The 18,926-nt window shown below is 71.2% G+C and carries 15 protein-coding genes and 1 pseudogene; 9 read left to right on the top strand and 7 right to left on the bottom strand.

Going from position 1 to position 18,926, the window contains the following annotated elements:
* The first annotated feature begins 190 nt into the window (after positions 1 to 190).
* The 4 genes from GR130_RS17120 to GR130_RS17110 all read left to right on the top strand — a co-directional run bounded on the left by GR130_RS17120 (position 191) and on the right by GR130_RS17110 (position 3,560).
* On the top strand, positions 191 to 1,633 hold the full coding sequence (locus GR130_RS17120) for an erythromycin esterase family protein (RefSeq protein ID WP_159505545.1): 1,443 nt from the start codon (positions 191 to 193) through the stop codon (positions 1,631 to 1,633).
* 300 nt (positions 1,634 to 1,933) lie between these two features.
* Positions 1,934 to 2,620 (top strand): TioE family transcriptional regulator, encoded by a 687-nt coding sequence (locus tag GR130_RS17115; protein WP_159505544.1) that lies wholly within the window; start codon positions 1,934 to 1,936, stop codon positions 2,618 to 2,620.
* A 99-nt stretch (positions 2,621 to 2,719) separates the two neighbouring features.
* The gene (locus GR130_RS41355; protein WP_268977902.1) at positions 2,720 to 2,845 is read left to right on the top strand and encodes a hypothetical protein; all 126 of its coding nucleotides are present in this window, start codon (positions 2,720 to 2,722) and stop codon (positions 2,843 to 2,845) included.
* A 10-nt stretch (positions 2,846 to 2,855) separates the two neighbouring features.
* Positions 2,856 to 3,560 (top strand): helix-turn-helix domain-containing protein, encoded by a 705-nt coding sequence (locus GR130_RS17110; protein WP_236573076.1) that lies wholly within the window; start codon positions 2,856 to 2,858, stop codon positions 3,558 to 3,560.
* Between the two features lies 1 nt (position 3,561).
* Here the strand turns inward: GR130_RS17110 and GR130_RS17105 are convergent, their stop codons facing one another.
* Entirely contained in the window at positions 3,562 to 3,987 is a 426-nt protein-coding gene (locus GR130_RS17105) for a VOC family protein (RefSeq protein WP_159505542.1), read from the bottom strand.
* 305 nt (positions 3,988 to 4,292) lie between these two features.
* On the opposite strand from GR130_RS17105, the pseudogene GR130_RS17100 reads away from it, so the two are divergent.
* Together GR130_RS17100 and GR130_RS17095 are read left to right on the top strand one after the other, a co-directional pair.
* A pseudogene (locus tag GR130_RS17100) lies at positions 4,293 to 5,191 on the top strand (MBL fold metallo-hydrolase).
* 106 nt (positions 5,192 to 5,297) lie between these two features.
* Positions 5,298 to 6,635 (top strand): hypothetical protein, encoded by a 1,338-nt coding sequence (locus GR130_RS17095; protein WP_159505541.1) that lies wholly within the window; start codon positions 5,298 to 5,300, stop codon positions 6,633 to 6,635.
* 81 nt (positions 6,636 to 6,716) lie between these two features.
* Here the strand turns inward: GR130_RS17095 and GR130_RS17090 are convergent, their stop codons facing one another.
* Positions 6,717 to 7,931, bottom strand: a complete 1,215-nt coding sequence (locus GR130_RS17090) for a hypothetical protein (RefSeq protein ID WP_159505540.1) — start codon at positions 7,929 to 7,931, stop codon at positions 6,717 to 6,719.
* Positions 7,932 to 8,163: 232 nt separating this feature from the next.
* On the opposite strand from GR130_RS17090, the gene GR130_RS17085 reads away from it, so the two are divergent.
* The 3 genes from GR130_RS17085 to GR130_RS17075 all read left to right on the top strand — a co-directional run bounded on the left by GR130_RS17085 (position 8,164) and on the right by GR130_RS17075 (position 12,152).
* Entirely contained in the window at positions 8,164 to 10,035 is a 1,872-nt protein-coding gene (locus GR130_RS17085; protein WP_159505539.1) for a transketolase, read from the top strand.
* Positions 10,036 to 10,293: 258 nt separating this feature from the next.
* On the top strand, positions 10,294 to 10,659 hold the full coding sequence (locus GR130_RS17080) for a nuclear transport factor 2 family protein (RefSeq protein ID WP_159505538.1): 366 nt from the start codon (positions 10,294 to 10,296) through the stop codon (positions 10,657 to 10,659).
* Between the two features lie 725 nt (positions 10,660 to 11,384).
* Positions 11,385 to 12,152, top strand: a complete 768-nt coding sequence (locus GR130_RS17075) for a hypothetical protein (RefSeq protein WP_236573075.1) — start codon at positions 11,385 to 11,387, stop codon at positions 12,150 to 12,152.
* A 286-nt stretch (positions 12,153 to 12,438) separates the two neighbouring features.
* On the opposite strand, the gene GR130_RS17070 is transcribed toward GR130_RS17075, so the two are convergent.
* The 5 genes from GR130_RS17070 to GR130_RS17050 all read right to left on the bottom strand — a co-directional run bounded on the left by GR130_RS17070 (position 12,439) and on the right by GR130_RS17050 (position 18,245).
* Positions 12,439 to 13,314, bottom strand: coding sequence for a metal ABC transporter permease (locus GR130_RS17070; protein ID WP_159505537.1), 876 nt, complete (start codon positions 13,312 to 13,314; stop codon positions 12,439 to 12,441).
* The gene (locus GR130_RS17065; protein WP_236573074.1) at positions 13,311 to 14,225 is read right to left on the bottom strand and encodes a metal ABC transporter permease; all 915 of its coding nucleotides are present in this window, start codon (positions 14,223 to 14,225) and stop codon (positions 13,311 to 13,313) included. The genes GR130_RS17070 and GR130_RS17065 overlap by 4 nt, the downstream gene beginning before the upstream one ends.
* A complete protein-coding gene (locus GR130_RS17060) occupies positions 14,212 to 15,087 on the bottom strand; it encodes a metal ABC transporter ATP-binding protein (RefSeq protein WP_236573073.1) in 876 nt (291 codons plus the stop codon). The genes GR130_RS17065 and GR130_RS17060 overlap by 14 nt, the downstream gene beginning before the upstream one ends.
* Positions 15,084 to 16,079 carry a metal ABC transporter solute-binding protein, Zn/Mn family gene (locus tag GR130_RS17055; RefSeq protein WP_159505536.1) on the bottom strand — a complete coding sequence of 332 codons (996 nt, stop codon included), beginning with the start codon at positions 16,077 to 16,079 and terminating at the stop codon, positions 15,084 to 15,086. The genes GR130_RS17060 and GR130_RS17055 overlap by 4 nt, the downstream gene beginning before the upstream one ends.
* A 528-nt stretch (positions 16,080 to 16,607) precedes the next feature.
* Positions 16,608 to 18,245, bottom strand: a complete 1,638-nt coding sequence (locus GR130_RS17050; protein WP_159505535.1) for an APC family permease — start codon at positions 18,243 to 18,245, stop codon at positions 16,608 to 16,610.
* Positions 18,246 to 18,926 lie beyond the last annotated feature (681 nt).

Below are 18,926 nucleotides of genomic sequence, written 5' to 3'. Positions count from 1 at the left end.
CACCTCTCTTGATACGGTTCCCGGCATGTTCCTGTGCACCGGCCAGAGCTGGTTCCTCAAGCCCCGCAGCGCCGCCTAGCGGCGAGCTGCGTTCACCCTTCCGACAGCTTCGCCGCACTCCGGTTTCCCGCCGGTGCGGTGCTCGACGCTGCCCGGCTCCGACGATGACTCACACCGCGGAGCACTTTTCATGAACGACCAGAACCACCACGACCAGAACCACCACGACCACGGCACCCGCGCAGACCACGGCGATCTGCGCGATCTCCTTCCGCCGGCCGATCCGACCCTGACCGCCGCCCCCGCCGAACTGACGCGGTGGGTCACCTCGCACTCCTCCCGACTGGCCGATCTGGGTCCCGGAGCGGACCTGGCGGCTCCGCTCGATGACCTGGAGCCGGTGCGCGACCTCGTCGGTGGCGCTCGGGTGGTCGCCCTCGGCGAGAGTTCCCACCAGATCCGCGAGTTCGCCCTGCTGCGCCACCGCATGCTGCGTTTCCTGGTCGAGCAACTGGGCTTCACCGTCTACGCGATGGAGTACGGGGCAGCCGAGGGCCGCGCCGTGGACGCCTGGGTCCAGGGCGGGCCGGGCGACATCGACGACCTCCTGGCACCCCGGAGCAGCCACCCCCGGGGCGACAGCGCCGAAGGCACCTCCGTCACGGGCCTGGGGCAGCCCGTCGAATGCCGGGACACCCTGCGGTGGCTGCGCCGGCACAACGCCGGCGCCGCGCACCCGGTGCGCTTCGTCGGCTGTGACATCCCCATGGCGGGCGGCTCGCTCGCGCCCGTACTGGAGCCGGTCGCCGCCTACTTGGCGACCGTGGACCCCGGCGCGCTGCACTTCCTGAACACCGCACTGGAGATCTCCGAACCGATCGCGGGCGGGACGGGCATGGTGCCCGCCTACGCCAGGCTCGGCCTGGACCCGGCGGTGCAGGACCGTCTCACCACCGCGCTCGCCCGGCTGCTGGGCCGCTTCACCGACCTGCGCGAGATCTACACCGAGCGCAGTGGGCCCGTGGCATACGGGACCGCGCTGTCGGACGTCCGCGCGGCGGTGACGACCGACCGGACCCAGCGCGCCATGGCCGAGGCACTGGCGGGCGCGCCGGACAGCCTGAACTTCGCCTCCCGGGAGCGCTATCTGGCCGACACACTGCTGGAGTTCCTGGAGCGGTCCGGGCCCGGCACCCGCGTCGTCCTCGTCGGGCACAACGCCCACATCCAGCGCTCGGCCAACCAGAACGACGGCCCCCTGGCGCTGACGACCATGGGCAATCTGCTCTCCCGGGCGCTGGGTACGGACTACGTTCCCCTCGCGCTGACCGGCAACGGCGGCATGACGGTGGAGAACGTGCCCGACCGGGACCATCCGGTGGGGATGCGCTGGGGACGGGCGGCCACCCCCGACGCCATGCCGGACAGCGTCGAGGCGCTGTTCGCGGGCGTGCCGGGGGAACCGGCGCTGGTGGACACTCGAGCGCTGCGCGCGTACGCGCGTCGTCACGGACTGCCGGAGCCCGTCCGCACCCGGCTGGACGCCGCGTTCATCGCGGTCCCCGCCCTGGAGGCGTTCGACGGGATCGTCTGCGTCCCGGACACCACCGTCAGCGCCGACACACCGCAGTAGGCGGCTGACGCCCAACGGCGCGGGCAGGGCGGGCCGTTCCGTGCTCCTCACGGGCGGCCCGCGCTGCCGGCCGGCCGGGGCGTCGATCGGGACCCGGCCGCCGGGGTCTCCCCTGCCGTACGTCCACGACGGGCCCCCACCGGGCGCCCGGTCGGTCGGCGCGCCAGAAGTCGTCGGGGGACGTGACGCTCGTCAGGTGAGGGGCGTGCGAGGTGAGGAGCGCGCACAGGTCGTCGGCGACCAGGCGCAGTTTTAAACTTCTGCAGCATTTCTCCCCGTAGACGAGGACATACCTTCAAAATGCGGTTGCGGCCCATCGATCTCGCGCGCGAGCACGGCCTGTCCACCCAGGCGGTGCGCAACTACGAGGAGGCGGGGATCCTGCCGCCGGCCGAGCGCTCACCGCACGGCTACCGCGCCTACGCTCCGCGCCATGCGGCGGCGTTGCGGACGTTCCTGGCGTTGGTCCCCGCGCACGGCCATGCGACCGCGGGCGCGATCATGCGGGCCGTGAACGGCGGCACGGTCGAGGAGGCGCTGCGGCTGATCGACGAGGGCCACGCGCAGCTGGCCGGCGACCGGAGCACGCTGGAGTCCGTGGAAGGGGCGCTGCGCGACCTGGCGCCGCCGGGTGACCTGGAGCCGGGTGTGACGTTCATCGGGCCGCTGGCGCACCGGCTCGGCATCCGGCCGGCGACGCTGCGCAAATGGGAGCGAGCCGGGCTGACCGTGCCCCGGCGCGACCCGCGCACCGGCTACCGCGTCTACTCCCCCGCCGACGTGCGCGATGTGCTGCTGGCCCACCAACTGCGGCGGGGCGGCCACGGGTTGCGGCAGATCGCGCAGGTGCTGGAGCAGGTCCGGACGGCGCGCGGACCGGAGCCGCTCCAGGCGACGCTGCGGGAGTGGCACGACCGGCTGACGGCGCGCGGCCTGGCGATGCTGACGGGCGCGGCCGCGCTCCACACCTATCTGGGGACGCCGTAGTGCCTGACGGCGACTTCACGGGCGGTCCGCACCGACGGCGGTCGCACGGAACCCGCCGCTCGGAGTGTTCGCCCGTGGATCCCGTACGAAGATCTCGTCGTGATCGCGCCTGCGGTCGGCGATGTCGGCGCGGACTTCGGCGACAGTGCGATGTGGGGAACCCCGGCGCGCGAGCGCGTCGGTGAGTGGGCCCGTGCCCCGCGGCATCGCACCGGTACGGCGTAGCATCTGCGAGGTGTCGTGCGCGTATGCGGAGCGCGCGTCCCGGCTGCCGGACGCGGTCGTGTGGACGCGGCAGGCCGTCCGTCCCGGTGAGCGGGAGGCGGTGGTCGTGCTGCCTGACGGGTGCATGGATCTGCTGTGGACGGAGGGCAGGATCCTGGTTGCCGGGCCCGACACGCGCGTCTACCGCCCTGGTCCCGGTGCAGGGGGCCCGTGGGCGGGCGTCCGCTTCTTCCCCGGCACCGCGCCCGCCCTCCTCGGCGTGCCTGCGCACACGTTGCGGGACCGACGCGTGGACCTCACCGACCTGTTGCCCGGAGCCGGCACACGCCGCGCGATCGAACGGGTCGACGCCGCGCCCGACCCGGCTACCGCCCTCGAAGACCTGGCGCTGCGGCTCGCGGCCGACGCCGGCCCCGCCGACCCGCTCCCGCGGGCGGTCGTGACATCCCTGACGGCCGGCCGCTCCGTCACCGCGACCGCCGCATCGGTGGGTCTTGGAGCACGGCAGCTCCACCGCCGGTCCCTGGCCGCTTTCGGTTACGGCCCCAAGACCCTGGGGCGCATCCTGCGCCTGCAACGCGCCCTCGCCCTGGCCCGGACCGGCGTCTCCTTCGCGGAGACGGCGGCCCTGGCGGGTTTCGCCGATCAACCTCACCTGGCGCGCGAGGTACGGGAGTTGGCGGGAACTTCCCTGACCGGCCTGGTGGCGCGCTGACTCAGGCGGAGGCGTCGGCAGGTGGCGCAAGTGGCGCGAACAAGTCGACGCCGTTGCCGTCCGGGTCGTGTACCACGGCGTAGCGCTGACCCCAGAAGGCGTCCCAGGGCTCCAGCTCACCGTGGTATCCAGCGCCGACCAGATCCTCGTACACCGCGTCGACATGGTCGGGACCCGCACAACGGAACGCCAGCCCCACCCGGCCGCCACCCGTCGGTGGACGCCATGCCGGGTGGAAGGAGCGGACGGTGTTCTCGGGGTCGAGGGCGAGCCGCAGCCCGCCCGGCAGCGCGGCCTCGACGTGCGGCTGCTCCTCGGATCCTTCGGGGAACTCGATCCCCAGACGCCGATAGAAGGCGAGCGAAGCGGCCAGATCGGAGACGACAAGGCCGATGACATCGCATTGGGGTGCTGGCGCGGAATTCATGGTCGGCAGCGTAGGCGGGCACGGACGCCGGGTCTTGAAGGAAACAGACACCCGGCCGGACGGGGCGAGCCGGCCCCGAATCCGCACCCGGAACCCGAGCCCGAGCCCGAAGCCGAACCGGATCCCGACCCCGACCCCGACCCCGATAGAAGGCTGCTCCCCACCATCGTCGCCCTCCAGTTCCCACCCGGTGCCGCGCGTCGCCGACCGACCGCATCCAGCCGAATCCCGCCGAACCCGCTCCTTCCCCAAGTGCGGTCGTCCGACCGATGGCGCATGCGTCGTCCGGCGCGCAGGCTGGGGACATGGAGACCATCACGTTGGGGAACGTGGAGATCACCCGTGTGGTAGAGCTGCCCGCCAGAGGCCGCCCCCGCGACTACGTCTTCCCCGACGTACCCGTCGAGCACTGGCAGGCGCACCGGAGCTGGCTCGCCCCCGCCTTCCTGGACCCGACCGCCGACGAGGTCCGCATCATGATCCAGACCTGGCTGATCCGCAGCGAGGGTCGGACGATCCTGGTCGACACCGGCATCGGCAACGACCGGGAGCGCCCGGCAATGCCGGCCTTCCACCACCTGAGCACCCCCTACCTCGGAGAACTCGCCGCTGCGGGTGTCCGGCCGCAGGACGTCGACACGGTGATCTGCACCCATGTCCACGGCGACCACGTCGGCTGGAACACCCGCCTGACGGACGACGGAGAGTGGCGACCGACCTTCCCCCACGCCCACTACGTCATCTCGCGCGCCGACTTCGACTACTGGAACCCGGCCAACGGACACCGGACCCGCTCCGGCCCCCAGATGGCCAACGTCTTCGAGGACAGCGTGGCCCCGTGCACCAGGCCGGACAGACGGTGCTGTGGGAAGGCGACCACTACGACATCGGCACCCAGCTGCGTATCGAGCCCGCCCCCGGCCATACGCCGGGCTCCTCCGTCGTATGGCTGCGGTCGGGCACGGACCGGGCGGTGTTCGCCGGGGACCTGCTGCACAGCCCACTGCAGATCGTGGAGCCGTACGACTGCCCCGGCTTCGACGAGGACGAGCCCCGCGCACGGGACAGCCGGCGCCGGGTTCTCGGGGAGGCCGCGGACCGGGGCGCGCTGCTGTTCCCCGCGCACTTCCCCGGGCCGGGCGCGGCCGAAGTGCGGCGCGTCGGCGACCGGTTCGCGGTGAAGGAGTGGGCGGCATGGCGGTGAAGGCGTGATGGCCATGCAGGTTGGATGCTCCGTGGGTCCGCACCGGCATGGCGGACGGCACAGCCGGTGACGGAACCGGCAGGGCACGGACGCCGTCGACTGATCCGTGAGAACCAAACGGGTCAAGACAATCCTCGGGTGCCTGGCGCTCCTGTGCGTACTCGGCGCCGCGATCGCACTCGGCAGTGTGCTGACGGGATCAGGCGGCGGCAGGGAGACCGCGGCGAACGCCTCGACGACCCCCGACCCGGCCGGGAAACAAGCGTCCGACGCTCCCGACAGGGCGTCCGGCAGGGGCCCGGTGATGCGTATCGACGGCCCGGACGGCCCGGTGACGCCGAACGAGGTCACGTCGTTCACGGCACACGTCCGGGCTCTCACTCCGGCCCCCGACAACGCGGGCAACAACTGGGCCCAGGGCCACAGCGGGCAAGCGGTCAAGGCCATGGGGAGGGTCTACGAGGTCACCCATGACACGGCGATCCTCGACCGGATGATCGGTTTCTGCGACGCCGTGCTCTCCGAGCGCGACGACCTCGCCCCCGCTCCGGTCGGCCGGCACACCCTGTGGACCGGCAAGGTCGCCCCCGCCTGGCCGAACAACGTCACCGCTCAGCCCGTCGGCACCGGTGGCGAGCAGGGCGACCCGGTCGGCCATCTCGGCGACTGCGCCCGGCAGATCCTCCAGACGCCCGCCATCTGGCACCACCGTGTGCCGACCGGCGACCCGCACCGATACGGCGCCACCTACCTCGACCGGGCAAAGAAGTTCGTCGCGGAGGCCGACGTCGCCGTCGACCAGCACATTCTCGCGCGGCTGCTGGACGTCTCCCGCGGCAACCGCCAGTATTTCGCGGCGGATTCGCCCTACCAGGGCGGCAAGCCGGTGCCCTGGAACCAGCAGATGATGTTCGACTACGGCTTCTCCAACCTGGCGATCGACCACGAGCTGATGGGCGACGACGCCCCGCGCGTCGCCCGCTACGACCGGCTGGTCAGGGCCAGTGTGGACTGGTTCTTCTCCGCAACCCGCAAGTACACCGACCCCGCGGGCAAGCCCGCCTACGACTGGGGCTACTCCCCGTCGCAGGCGACCGGCGAGGACTCCAACCACGGCAGCCTGGACTGCGCGGGCTTGTACCAGCTGTACCTCACCGGCAGGTACGGCATCACCCCGGCCATGATGACCCCGCTCGCGGACATGTTCGTCGACGTGATGGTCAAGGGGCCGCACCAGTACGCCGGACGCGTCGACGGCACGAACGGCCGGGGCCACGGCTCCCCCACCGGCTACCTCCGCGACGGCTTCCTCTCCCTCGCCGAGTTCCGCCCCGACGCGTACCGCGCCATGCTGACCGCGGCTCTCCCCGGGGGCCGCACCACGAACATCGGCTCGTTCTCGGACGCCCTGATGCTCAAGAGCCGCCGCGGCCGGCACCATTGAAGCCGGCCCTTCTCCCGGCCGACGCCGGTCCGCTCCCGCCGGCAGGTTCCCAGGAGTTCGGTCGGCGTCGGCCTCGGTCCGTCAGGCCCCGGGCAGGCTGTCGAGCCGCTCCAATATCTTCTCGATGGATTCGGTAGCGGTACGTCGACGCCCCGGCACCCGGCTGCGCAGGGCGAGTAGTTGAGGTGCGAGTGCGCGGGCGTCGACGGCGTCGCGCAGCTGCATCCACTGGTGGTGGGCTCCGTCGACGGCGGTCTCGACGTCCTGGGCGGTGGGTGCCTGCTGCAGGGCGTCGAGGCGGGCCTCGGCGGCCTGGAGCCACAACTGGCAGCTGAGGCGGGGGTCCTGGGCGACCAGCGCGAGGAACGCCCGGACCTCGACCCAGTGGACGGCGGCGAACGAGGTCGCGCCGTACGTCCGCACCGCCAGCCGTTCGGCGGCGGTTGCCAGTTCGGCCGCCTCGTGGTGACGGCCGGCCTTCGAGAGGGCGGCGATCCGTTCGTGCGGGTCCGCCTCGACGCGGACCAGGGCATCACCGGGTGCGCGGACGGGCGAGGTGGCCTGCCGGGTCGGCGGTGGGGATATCGGGACGGGGGCGACGGGTGCTGGATTCCCGGACGGCACAGGGGCGTTGACGGGTGCGGGCCCGGCGTCGAAGACGAGTGCGACCTCGGCGACCCCTGCGGAGCGGAGGGCCTCGCAGTGCAGCGCGTGCGGGCCGGAGCGCTGCCCGGAGCGCAGGATCTGGGCCAGGGCCTGCGTGTAGTGGGGCTGGGCGTTCAGCCGGCGCGGCGGGGGCGGGGTGATCACGCCGTAGACGCGGGTGCCGCCGGGAAGGGCAAGCGGCGGCCCCTCCTTGAGCAGCTGCCAGACATCGGCGTCGGCGGCCAGGTCCGCATACAGCGTGGTGACGGTGCCGGGGCGGCGCTGTCGCAGTTCCTGGACGAGCCAGGCCCACGGCAGCGCCGTATAACGGACCGTGGCGGGCGTGGTGCGGGCCAGGGCCAGGTGGACGGCGCGCTGCTTGCGGTCGAGTTGCAGCTGCCCCACGATCACGACGGTGAGCGGCCCCTCCGCGGCGGCGGCACCTCGGATATGGGTGAGGACGGCCTGAGGGTCGACGGGGTCGGCCAGTTCGACGAGCGTGGCAGTCGTCGTGCCCGCCCACGCGGCCGGGGGCACGGCGGCGAGCATGGGCAGCACGCTGCTCGCGTCGGCGAACTTGCCCTTGCCTGCCGGGGCGGCTGCCAGCAGCAGCACGGTCCCGGGCCGTTCTTCCGCCCCGTTGATCTGCACATCTGCACCGTATCTGCCGACCGGCAGCCTTCGGCAGGCAGGCCGACGCAAACCCGCCGCACCGGACGGAGCCGGGTTCGCGAAGCCCGCCGCCGCGTTCGAACACACCGCCCAGGGCCGTCCTGCCTGATCACCGGCCGAGGGGCGGTTACCCTGCCCGGACGGTGATCGGCCACCCCGAACCGGCGGCCCTCACCCGGCGTCCACCGGCCGTCCACGAAAGGCCCCCACCATGACCGCAGCGCAAACCACCGTCCTCGGGCCCGGAAGCGACCTGCCCCAGATCTTCGAACTCGCGCAGCAGCTGCGGGTGGACTCGGTGCGCGCCAGCACCACGGCCGGCTCCGGACACCCCACCTCAAGCCTGTCCGCGGCCGATCTGATGGCTGTCCTCATGGCCCGTCACCTGCGCTACGACTGGGACGCCCCCGACAACCCCGCGGGCGACCACCTGATCTTCTCCAAGGGGCATGCCTCTCCCCTGCTGTACGCGATGTTCAAGGCGGCCGGCGCCGTCAGCGACGACGAGCTGATGACGACCTACCGCCGGTTCGGCCACCGTCTGCAGGGCCACCCCACCCCCGTACTGCCCTGGGTGGACGTCGCCACCGGTTCCCTGGGCCAGGGCATCGCCTACGGCGTCGGCATCGCGCTGGCCGGCCGGGAGCTGGAAAGGCAGCCCTACCGGGTGTGGGTGCTGTGCGGGGACAGCGAGACGGCCGAAGGGTCCGTGTGGGAGGCCCTCGACAAGGCCGGCCACCACCGGCTGGCCAACTTCACCGCCGTCATCGACGTCAACCGACTCGGACAGAGCGGCCCCACCGAGCTGGAATGGGACACCGCCGCCTACGCCCGCCGCTTCGAGGCGTTCGGCTGCCGCGCGATCGTGATCGACGGGCACGACCTCCAAGCGATCGACCGGGCCCTGACGACCGCCGCCGACGGGCAGGCCCCCACAGTCATCGTCGCCAGGACCGTGAAGGGCCACGGCGTGAGCGAGGTGGCCGACAAGGAGGGCTGGCACGGCAAGGCCCTCCCCGAGGACATGGCCGACCGCGCCGTCGCCGAACTGGGCGGCATCCGTCACCTGCGCGTGCGCGGCCCCCAGCCGCCCGCCGCCACGCCCAGCCCCGCCCCGGCCGCCGGCCCCGTCGAGCTGCCCCGCTTCGACGTCGGTGACAAGGTCGCCACCCGCGTCGCCTTCGGCGGCGCCCTGGCCGCCCTCGGCGCCCGCCCGGACGTCGTCGCCCTGGACGCCGAGGTCGGCAACTCCACCCACGCCCAGGACTTCGAAAAGGCCCACCCCGAGCGGTACTTCCAGACCTACATCGCCGAACAGCAGATGATCGCCGATGCCGTCGGCATGGCCGTCCGCGGCTACCGCCCCTACGCCACCACCTTCGCCGCCTTCCTCACCCGCGCCCACGACTTCATCCGCATGGCGTCCGTCTCCCAGATCTCCATGGCACTGTGCGGCACCCACAGCGGCGTCGAGATCGGCGCCGACGGCCCTTCCCAGATGGGCCTGGAAGACCTCGCGATGATGCGCGCCATCCGCGGTTCCACCGTCCTCTACCCCAGCGACGCCACCTCCGCGGCCGCCCTGACCGCCACCATGGCCGATCTCGACGGCATCTCCTACCTGCGCACCACCCGCGGCGCCTACCCCGTCCTCTACCGCAGCGACGAAACGTTCCCCGTGGGCGGCTCCAAAACCCTCCGCCACAGCACGCACGACCAGGTCACCCTCCTCGGCGCCGGCGTCACCCTCCACGAATGCCTCGCCGCCGCTGAACACCTCGCCTCCGACGGCATCCAGGCCCGCGTCATCGACCTGTACTCCATCAAGCCCATCGACACCGACGCCCTGGCCCGCGCCGCCCAGGACACCGGCGCCCTCGTCGTCGTCGAAGACCACCACCCCGAAGGCGGCATCGGAGAAGCCGTCCTCTCGGCACTCGCCGCCACCGGCGACCACCCCGCCTTCACCCACCTTGCCGACACCGGCCTGCCAGGCTCCGGCACCACCGACGAACTCCTCGACGCCGCCGGCATCTCCCACACCCACATCGCCCAGGCAGCACGCGCCCTGCTCCAGCGATAGCGTCCGCAATCCGCAATCCGCAATCCGCAGCGCACAACGGCATCCCACCATCGAGCGGTCCATCATCGAGCGGTCCGTTACTCGCCGGCGTTTCGTCATGATGAGCGGTGCCAGCCCGACTCCCCCTGGCATGACCACCAGGCAGGGGCGACTCGGACATCCCATTACTGTGCACGAACAGCACCTCGAACTCTCGACAACCGTCGTCGCGGGAGCAGTTCGCCGTCCCCTTGGATGCGGTCGCCATAGGGTGCCGGCATGGCGGACGAGAATGAGCAGGCGGTGCAAGCGGCCCTTGCCGGGGAGTTGCGGCTTCTCGACCCCGAGGTGCGTGCTTCCCCGGCGCGGGTCCTGGAGCTTCTCGACCCGGAGTTCGCCGAGATCGGAGCCTCCGGGCGTCGGTGGGATGTGGAGTCGATCCTCACAGTGACGAGTGCCGGCACGGTGTCCTCGGAGTCTCCGGTGAACGTCGGCGACATGACCGGTGTCGTCCTTGCCCCGGGCATCGTTCATCTGACGTACTCCGCCGACCATCAGGGCCGCCGGTCATGGCGCAGTTCCCTGTGGCGCCTGACGGAGACGGGCTGGCGGATGTACTTCCACCAGGGGACTCCGACCGACTGAGCGTGGGAGACACGGTCGGAGGCCGACCTCCCTCGTGCACGAGGTGCTGGAGTGTCTGTGCGCCGGGTCGGGACTGCGTCCGCCGACGACACGCATCTCCATCACAGGCCAACTGCACGACACGGAGGGAAAGTTCGGGTTGGGAGGGAAACGGCCCTCGGGAGAATTGCTCCCCTTCCGTTTGGCATCGCCGGACGCAAGGACGTGCCTCGTGACCGCCGGGCGCAAGCACGATGCCCCTCCAACCCGCGTTCTCCAGCCGCTGCTGTGGCACGTTCACGCCGTAGGACATGGAACCTCGGGAGCTTCCCGAGTGAGGGGGAACGCACTGAGGCTCGGGAGTCGACGGCCAAGGCTCGCGGGCGCGATGGCGGGCGGCAGCGGGGCTTGGCCGCCGTGCTCGGCAATGCGGACAGCCGGGTCTCCCGGGTCGAGCGGGACGTGATTCCGGTCGACAGCCTGGAGATACCGCTCAACCATCTGGTGTCCCGGGCATATCGCCGCCGGAACCCCTCGCTGCCGCGGCACGGTTGTCGCCTGGCACCGTCCGTCCCCGGCATCGTCAAGCCACCAACCACCACAGACCCACATGTGTTCGCCGCCCGTCAACCGCGCGGGGAGGGCCGGCAACCTGAGGGAATACTGCCTCGATCCCATGGGCAGGCAGTGTCACAGTGCAAGACTGGCTGCCGTGCCCTGTGCCTTGAAGGCCAAGGAGAGGTACGGTGACTGGCGATCACGCTCAATGCTGCGAGGGTAGGAAGCCCATGACTGACTCAGTTCTCCACCAGACCATCGAAAACCTCGAAAGCACGCTGCCGGAGCTTGAGGCACAGGAAAAGCAGTTGCGCGGCGAACTCAACGACGTGGTCCAGCGCGTCACCTCCGCGCGTCACGCCCTGGAGCACCTGCGTGTGCTGACTGGCGCCGCTGCCCCTCTTGAGCAGTCCGCGCCCCTCGCCACGGTCGGGGCGGATGACGCTCCGGCGGCAGAGGCGTCGGCGGCACCGACGTCCGTGGAAACGACGTCGGTGGAACCGGCAGGTGACAGCGCCGGGCAGGACTCCCCCGAGCCCGTGGTGCCGGCCGGTCCCGAGCCGGTGGCGGAGCCGGCAGGTGTGGCCGCAGCGGCCGTGCCGTCGCCGCGCGCGGCGTCCTCGCGCGCCAAGACGGGTACGGCGAAGAAGCGCACCGCCAAGAAGGCCGCCGCGAAGAAGGCCGCCGCGCCGGCAACGGCACGGGCCAGGAAGGCGGCTTCGAAGCCGGCCGCGCCCGCCCAGCCGGCCGCTGAGAGCACCGGGGGGCTCCTCGATGCCGCGCTGAAGGTGCTCCGGAAGTCGAACGGGCCGCTGCGGGCCCGGGAGATCAATGAAGCGCTGGGACGCGAGGCAACTCCCGGGCAGATCGAGTCTGTTCGCAACACCCTCGATCGGGTGGCGAAGCAGCAGAAGCTGGTCACGCGCCCCGGGCGGGGTACGTACGCGGCGCTCTGAGCGGCGCTCTGACTTCACACAGCGCGGTGCCGGTAGGGCCACGTCCCGGTTGGGACGTGGCCCTACCCGCGTTTCCGTGCCCGAGCCTGAGCGGGTGGGACCGTTGTGCCTCACGCCCCATGAGGGTGGTCGCCCGCCTTGCTGTGTGCGAACCGCGTACTGGTCGGCGGGCCCTGCCTGCTGTGGCTGTTGGGACGCTCGGGGCGCGGGCGTGGGAGTACCGGGCTCTGGTCGGGCCTTTCCCCGCAACTCCTCCGCGGCACGGGCGGCCGGCCGCCTCGGCTGTTCACTCCCCCGCAGGAGCCGCGGTCCGGGGGTGTCCGACGGGTCTCCGTAGGAGGAAGGTGGCGGCGTACACGGCGGTGGCGGCGGCCATGATGGCGAAGCTCGGCGGCATCTTCGGGAGCGCGTAGGAGGCGAAGAGACCTGTCCACATTTCCCATACGGCGAGCGCCGCGGAGAGGATGAGCGCCCGGTAGGGGCGGTCGGTGAGCCGGATCGCGGCGCCGGCGGGAGCGGCCAGCAGGCCGAGCAGGAGCAGGGATCCGACGGCCTGGGTGGCCTCGGCGGCGCTGACGCCGGCCACCGCGAGGAAGCCGTAGCCGAGCAGCCGGACAGGCACCCCGCGGGCGGCGGCCACCGCCTCGTCGAGGGTGGCGAAGAGCAGTGGCCGGGCGGCGAGCAGCACCAGGAGGCAGACGCCGGTGGCGATGAGGGCGGCGGTGGTCGCCTGGCCGGCGGAGATGCCGAAGACCGAGCCGAACAGGACGCCGACCCCGGCGGTGCCGTCGGCGGTGCTGCGGGAGGTGGTGTAGAGGGTGACGAAGAAGGCTCCCAGTCCCAGCAGCCAGGAGAAGACGCTGCCTGTGACGACGTCGTCCGGGCGGGCCCGGCGGCCCAGGACGCCGAAGAGCAGCGCGACGGCGATCGTCGCGGTCAGCAGTCCCAGACGCAGATCGCCGCCGAGGGCGAGGGCGGCCATGGCCCCGGTGAAGGCGACGTGGCTGAGCGCATCGGCGGTGAACACCTGGGCCCGCAGGACGAGGAAGTAGCCGACCAGTCCGCATGCCGCGGCGATCAACGTCCCGGCCAGCAGGGCGTGTTGGAAGAACGGTTGGGACAGCGGCGAGGTCGGTGAGGGGAGTGCGGCCAGGGCGCTCATCCGGTGGCCTCCAGGGGCGGCAGGCCCGTCCGGGGCCGCCGGGTCCTGCCCCGCAGGCCGAGCAGGGCGCGGGGCACCAGGGCGAGGAGGTATCCGGCGAAGGCGAAGGAGGTCACGAAGAAACCCAGCGGGTAGGGCGAGTAGTAGGCGGCGGTGAGTCCCGCCCAGGTGGCGGTGAGCGAGACCAGCACGGCCAGGGCGAGGCCGGCGGCCGGGCGGGCGGTGAGGTGCTGGGCCGTGGCGGCGGGGATCACCATCAGGGCGAACACCAGGAGCGTGCCGGTGATCTGACTGGCCCCGGCGGTCGCCGCCCCGAGGAGGACCAGGAAGGCCAGGGACAGCCCCCGGACCGGTACGCGGCGGGCGGCGGCGACCCGTGGGTCGGTGGACGCGAACAGCAGCGGCCGGCCGATGAGCGCCAGCACCGCAAGGACGGCCGCGCCGACGCACAGCAGCACGGTCACCTGGGTGGTGGTGATGCCGAGGAAGGTGCCGAAGAGGATGGTCTGCGGCCCTTCCAGCAAGCCCTTGTAGAGGGCGACGAAGAGGTAGCCGCAGGCGAGGAGGAAGGCTTGGACGGTCCCGGTCAGCGCGGATTCCTCGCGGTCGCCGCCGCCCCGGAAGACCGCGATGACCAGGGCGGCGGCGATGCAGAGCGCGAAGTAGCCGTAGACGGCCCCGACCCCGAGCAGCACCGCCCCGGCGGCGCCGGGGAACGCGACGGTGGACACGGTGTGGGCGGCGAACGACTGCCGCCGCAGGACCACGAACCACCCGACGAGCGCGGAGACCACGGCCACGATCGTGCCGGCGCGGAAGGCGTTGACCATGAACGGGTACGACCACATCTGCTGGAAGTCCCCGATGAGGTTCCACGACCAGGCCGGCGCGGCGGCGTCAGTCGGCAGCACGGCACTCTCCCGTCGCCTCCGGACGTCCCACCACGACCAGTTGCCCGTCGGAGGCGCGCAGCACCTCGATCGGCGTCCCGTAGAGCGCGGTCAGGGTGGCGGAGGTGATGACCTCCTTCGGGCTGCCGGTGGCGGACCCGCCCGCGGCCAGGTAGACCACCGTGTCGAGGTGGTGCAGTATCGGATTCACGTCATGGGCCACCATCGCCACGGCCACGCCTTCCTGATGGCAGATGCGCCCGATCAACGCGGCCACCCCGCCCTGGTGGGACAGGTCCAGGCTGTCCAACGGCTCATCCAGCAGGAGGAGTTGGGGACGGCGTACGAGGGCCTGGGCGATGAGCAGCCGCTGCTGTTCGCCGCCGGAGCACTGCCCGATGGGCCGGTGTGCGTAGGCGGTCGCTCCGACCAGTTCGACGACCTCGTCGACGCGTGCGCGGGCTGCCCGGCGGCGTGGACCCGGCAGCGGCAGGGGCAGGCCCCAGCGGTCCCCGTCCAGTCCCATGCGGACCACGTCGATGCCGCGGATGCGCATCGAGGGATCGAAGTTGCGGCGCTGCGGCAGGTATCCGATGCGGTGCCCGGTCCGGCCGGGACGGGCGCCGAGGACCCGCACCTCGCCCGCGGCGACCGGTACGGCACCGAGCAGCACCTTGATCAGAGTGGACTTGCCGACCCCGTTCGGCCCCAGGACCGCGGTGAACTCGCCCGCGCCGACCGTGAGGTTGACACCGGACCAGAGGTCCCGGCCGCCCAACCGCACGGCGGCGTCGCGCAGTTCCATCACCGGCACGGCTTCGCGTCCAGCTGCGACGCCGCTCGGCGCGCCCAGCCGGGCTCCCGGGTGCCTGACCCCGTTCATCGCCCGGCGGCCTTCGCCAGGGCCTGCTCGATGCCCTGGAGCTGGGCGGTCTGCCACTGCTGGAAGCTCGCGCCGGCGGGGGTCAGCGTCTCGGTGACGGTGGCCACGGGGATGCCCGCGCCCTTGGCCTCCTTGACCTGCGCCTGGACGTCCGGCGTGGAGTTCTGGGAGTTGTAGACGTAGATCTTGATCTGCTTGTTCTTGATCTGGTCGTCGATGGCGGCCTTGTCCTTGGCCGTGGGGTCGGCGCCCTCGCTCATCGCGTCGAGGAAGGACTCGGGGGTGAGCATCTTCAGTCCCAGGCCCTCGACGAGCGGGGTGACGATGGATTCCGAAGCGCCGACGGGCGTGCCCCGAAACCGCCCCCGGATCTCCGATATGAGCTTGCTGTACGAGGCCAGACCCTTGGTCTCGAAGTCGGCCCTGCGCCGGTCGAAGTAGGCGGCGTCGGCCGGGTCGGCCTTCGCGTAGTCCTCGGCGATCTTCTCGATGACCTTGTGGACGTCGGCCGGGGAGTACCAGCGGTGCGGATTGCCGCCCGGCTTCACGCCGACCAGATCGCCGACCTTCAACTCGGTGCGTCCGCTGCCCGGGTTGGAGGCGAGCAGTTTGTCCGCCCAGGCGTCGTAGCCGATGCCGTTGACGATCACGTATCGGGCACCGGCCACCGTGCGGGCGTCGGCAGCGGTCGCTTCGTAGTCGTGCGGGTCGGTGTCGGGGTTGGTGATGATGCTGGTCACGTGGACGTGGCTGCCGCCGAGTTGGGCAGCGATGCTGCCCCAGAAGTTCTCGGCGGCGACCACCTGGATCCTTCTGCCCGAAGGGGAGCCGCCGCCGGCCGGGGCGCCGCCGTTCGCCGCCGCCGCGGACGGGTCCGAGGTCGAGCAGGCGGTCGCGGTCACACCCGTCAGCGCCGCTACGGCGGCGACGAGCGCGGTTCGGTGCAACGGTCGCGGGATTCGGGACGCGCGGGCGGTACGTGCGGTGCTCATGCGGGACTCTCCTTCGGGCGATGCCGGACGCGTGGTCGCGCGCTCCGGCGGAGGCGCTGCCCCAAGCTAGATGGAAACGATTTTCACATCAATCTCCAGATGAAAACCATTGCCGTCTCTTGACCGGAACCCGACCGTCCGGGCCAGACCAATCAGCGGCCGGCGCGGCGCCTCCCGCGCGCGGCCACCAGCCCCCTCCCGCGCGCCTGCCTCACACCCCGTTCAGCCGGTGGGAACGATCAGGATCGCCATGAGCGGCACCACGGTGCCGCCCCCAACACCTCCCGGAGTCGCGGCCGTTGTCCTCCCTCGCGATCGCTGCGAAAAGCCCGCCAGGTGTGCCTGGGCGGGCGGCCCGGCCGGCCATACCGCGGTCGTCCATACGCCGCGCGGGCCCCGTCCTAGGACGGGGCCCGCGCGGCGTATGGACGACCAGGGACTCCCTGTCCGGCAGGACGTCGTCGGCCAGGGACCCGCGTACGGGTCGGCCGGACAGGGAGGCCCTGGTCGCGTGATGTGGAGTGGGGGTCAGTGACCGCCTTCGTCCACGACGGCGACCTCCTCGATGTTCTGCTCGATCGCCTCGGCCGGGACGGCGGTGGCCCGGGCCCAGTAGTAGATGCCGACGGAGAACACCGTGACGATCGCCATGTCCCACCACAGCGGGATGTGGCTCTTGCCGCCGAAGCCGCCCTGCCAGGAGATGACGCCCATGCCGATCAGGTAGACCGGGAGCCACTGCGCGGCCTTCCAGTCCAGTCGGGGAGCGTTCGGCAGCCGCTTCTTCGTCGCGTACAGGGCGTAGCCGCCGAGCAGGACGTAGCCGATGATGATCGCCCAGCCCAGTCGCTGCAGAGTGTCCCAGCCGGCCCAGTAGATGATCAGGCTCGCCACGACGAAGGACAGCGGGGACAGGACGTTGCCGCCGGGCAGGCGGTAGGGACGTTCGTGGTTGGCCAGCCGCTGACGGAAGACGCCGAAGGCCAGCGGCGCGCCGGCGTACATCAGGACGCTGGCGGAGGTGATGAAGGAGACGAGCTGCTGCCAGCTGGGGAAGGGCAGGAAGCAGATCACGCCGGTCACGAAGGAGATGATCAGGCCGAACCACGGCACACCGCGGGCATCGGTCTTCTCGAACAGCCTCGGCGCGTAGCCGTTCTTGCTCAGGCCGTAGGAGATACGGGAGGTGGTGGTGGTGTAGATCAGGCCGGTGCCGGCGGGAGAGATGATGGCATCGGCGTACAGGACCCAGCCCAGCCAGCCCAGACCGACCACCGTGGCAAGACCGGCCCAAGGGCCCTCGATGCCGACGTAGTTGAGCTTGGCCCAGCCATGGGCGATGGAGGCCAGCGGCAGCGCGCCGATGTAGACGACCTGGAGCAGGGTGTAGATCACCGCGCCGATCACGACCGAGCCGATCGTGGCACGCGGCAGGTCCCGCTTGGGGTTACGGCTCTCGCCCGCCAGCTGGATCGCCTGCTCGAACCCGAGCAGCGCGAAGATGATGCCGCTGGTGCTGATGGCACTCAGCACACCCTTGGCACCGAACGGAGCGAAACCGTGCGAGGTGAAGTTGTGCGGGTGGAAGTTGGTCGCCGCGATGACGAAGATCGCCCCGAGGGGTACGGCGATCTTCCACCACGTGGCGGCACTGTTGGTGCGTGTGAGCACCTTCACACCCAGGAAGTTCACTGCGACGAAGATCGCCATGAGGACGAGAGCGACGACAAAACCGCTCGGCGTCAGGGTGCCGTTCGCATGCTGGAGCGACTTGGCCCAGGACCAGTGTCCGGCATAGCCGATCATGGCCTCGACCTCGATCGGCGCCACCGTCGCCGCCTGCAGCCAGGAGAACCAGCCGAAGGACATACCCGCAAGGCCACCGAAGGCGTAGTGCGGATAGCGGGCCGTGCCACCGGCCACCGGGAAGAGGCCACCGAGCTCGGCATGCACCAGTGCCAGGAGCACGATCGCGACCGCGCCGATGCCCCAGGAGATCATCGCGGCCGGACCTGCCACCACGACGGCCTTCTGGGCGCCGTACAGCCATCCGGATCCGATGATGGAGCCCACTGAGGCCCACATCAACCCGATCAGTCCCACATCCCGACGGAGAGAACTGGGGTCACGTGCCTTCTGGGGAGCAAACTCGTTAACGCTTACCATGCGGCGCCTTTCAAAAAAGCCCAGGGCTTACTGCAAAAGTCGCCTCAGAGTAGGAAGCGTTTACCGATATAAAAAGAGTCATTACCGGAATATTACTTTCCCCGGAAAATTTCCCGGCCGCCCTTCCCTGATACCGCCGGGATGCCGGCTCGGCTGGACAGCGGGATGAATGCGCAGGTCTGGGGGCGACGAAATACAGCCCTGGATCATTTCGCCCAACCGTCCGCAGTACGCGATCGACGGTCGATCTTCCACTGCCGAACACTGCTCTTGAGCGCAGCTTTCCACTGTATTCACGGTCCCGGGCCCTGAACTAATTCTCCGTCAAGTTTCCCGGCGCAGAGGATGATTGCCACCGCGCAGACCGGGAACGGGGCGGCCCCATTCGGTGTGGACACCGATGCGTTCTGGATCTCACCGACGCCCGTGTGATCACGGCAGAGCACGGCGGCCCCCATTCCGTCGGAACCGTCCGACGGCCGCGCTGGTCCAGCTTCCGTGCAGGTCCCGCTTGCGCTCAGGTACAGCCGGAGTGGGCTCGGCGCGGCCCGCCGGGCCACAGCCAGGCCCGGCGGGCTTTCTCTCGCCCCTGACCAGAGGTCGCGTCGCGTGCGCGGGTGCGGGTGCGGGTGCGGGTGCGGGTGCGGCAGGGGATGTCGCGCGGTTCGTCCCCGGCCTGCC

Origin of the sequence: Streptomyces sp. GS7, assembly GCF_009834125.1 — a bacterium.
Taxonomy (GTDB): Bacteria; Actinomycetota; Actinomycetes; order Streptomycetales; family Streptomycetaceae; genus Streptomyces.
The sequence above is the reverse complement of the archived record's forward strand: the minus strand, read 5'-3'. Positions and strand labels throughout refer to the sequence as shown.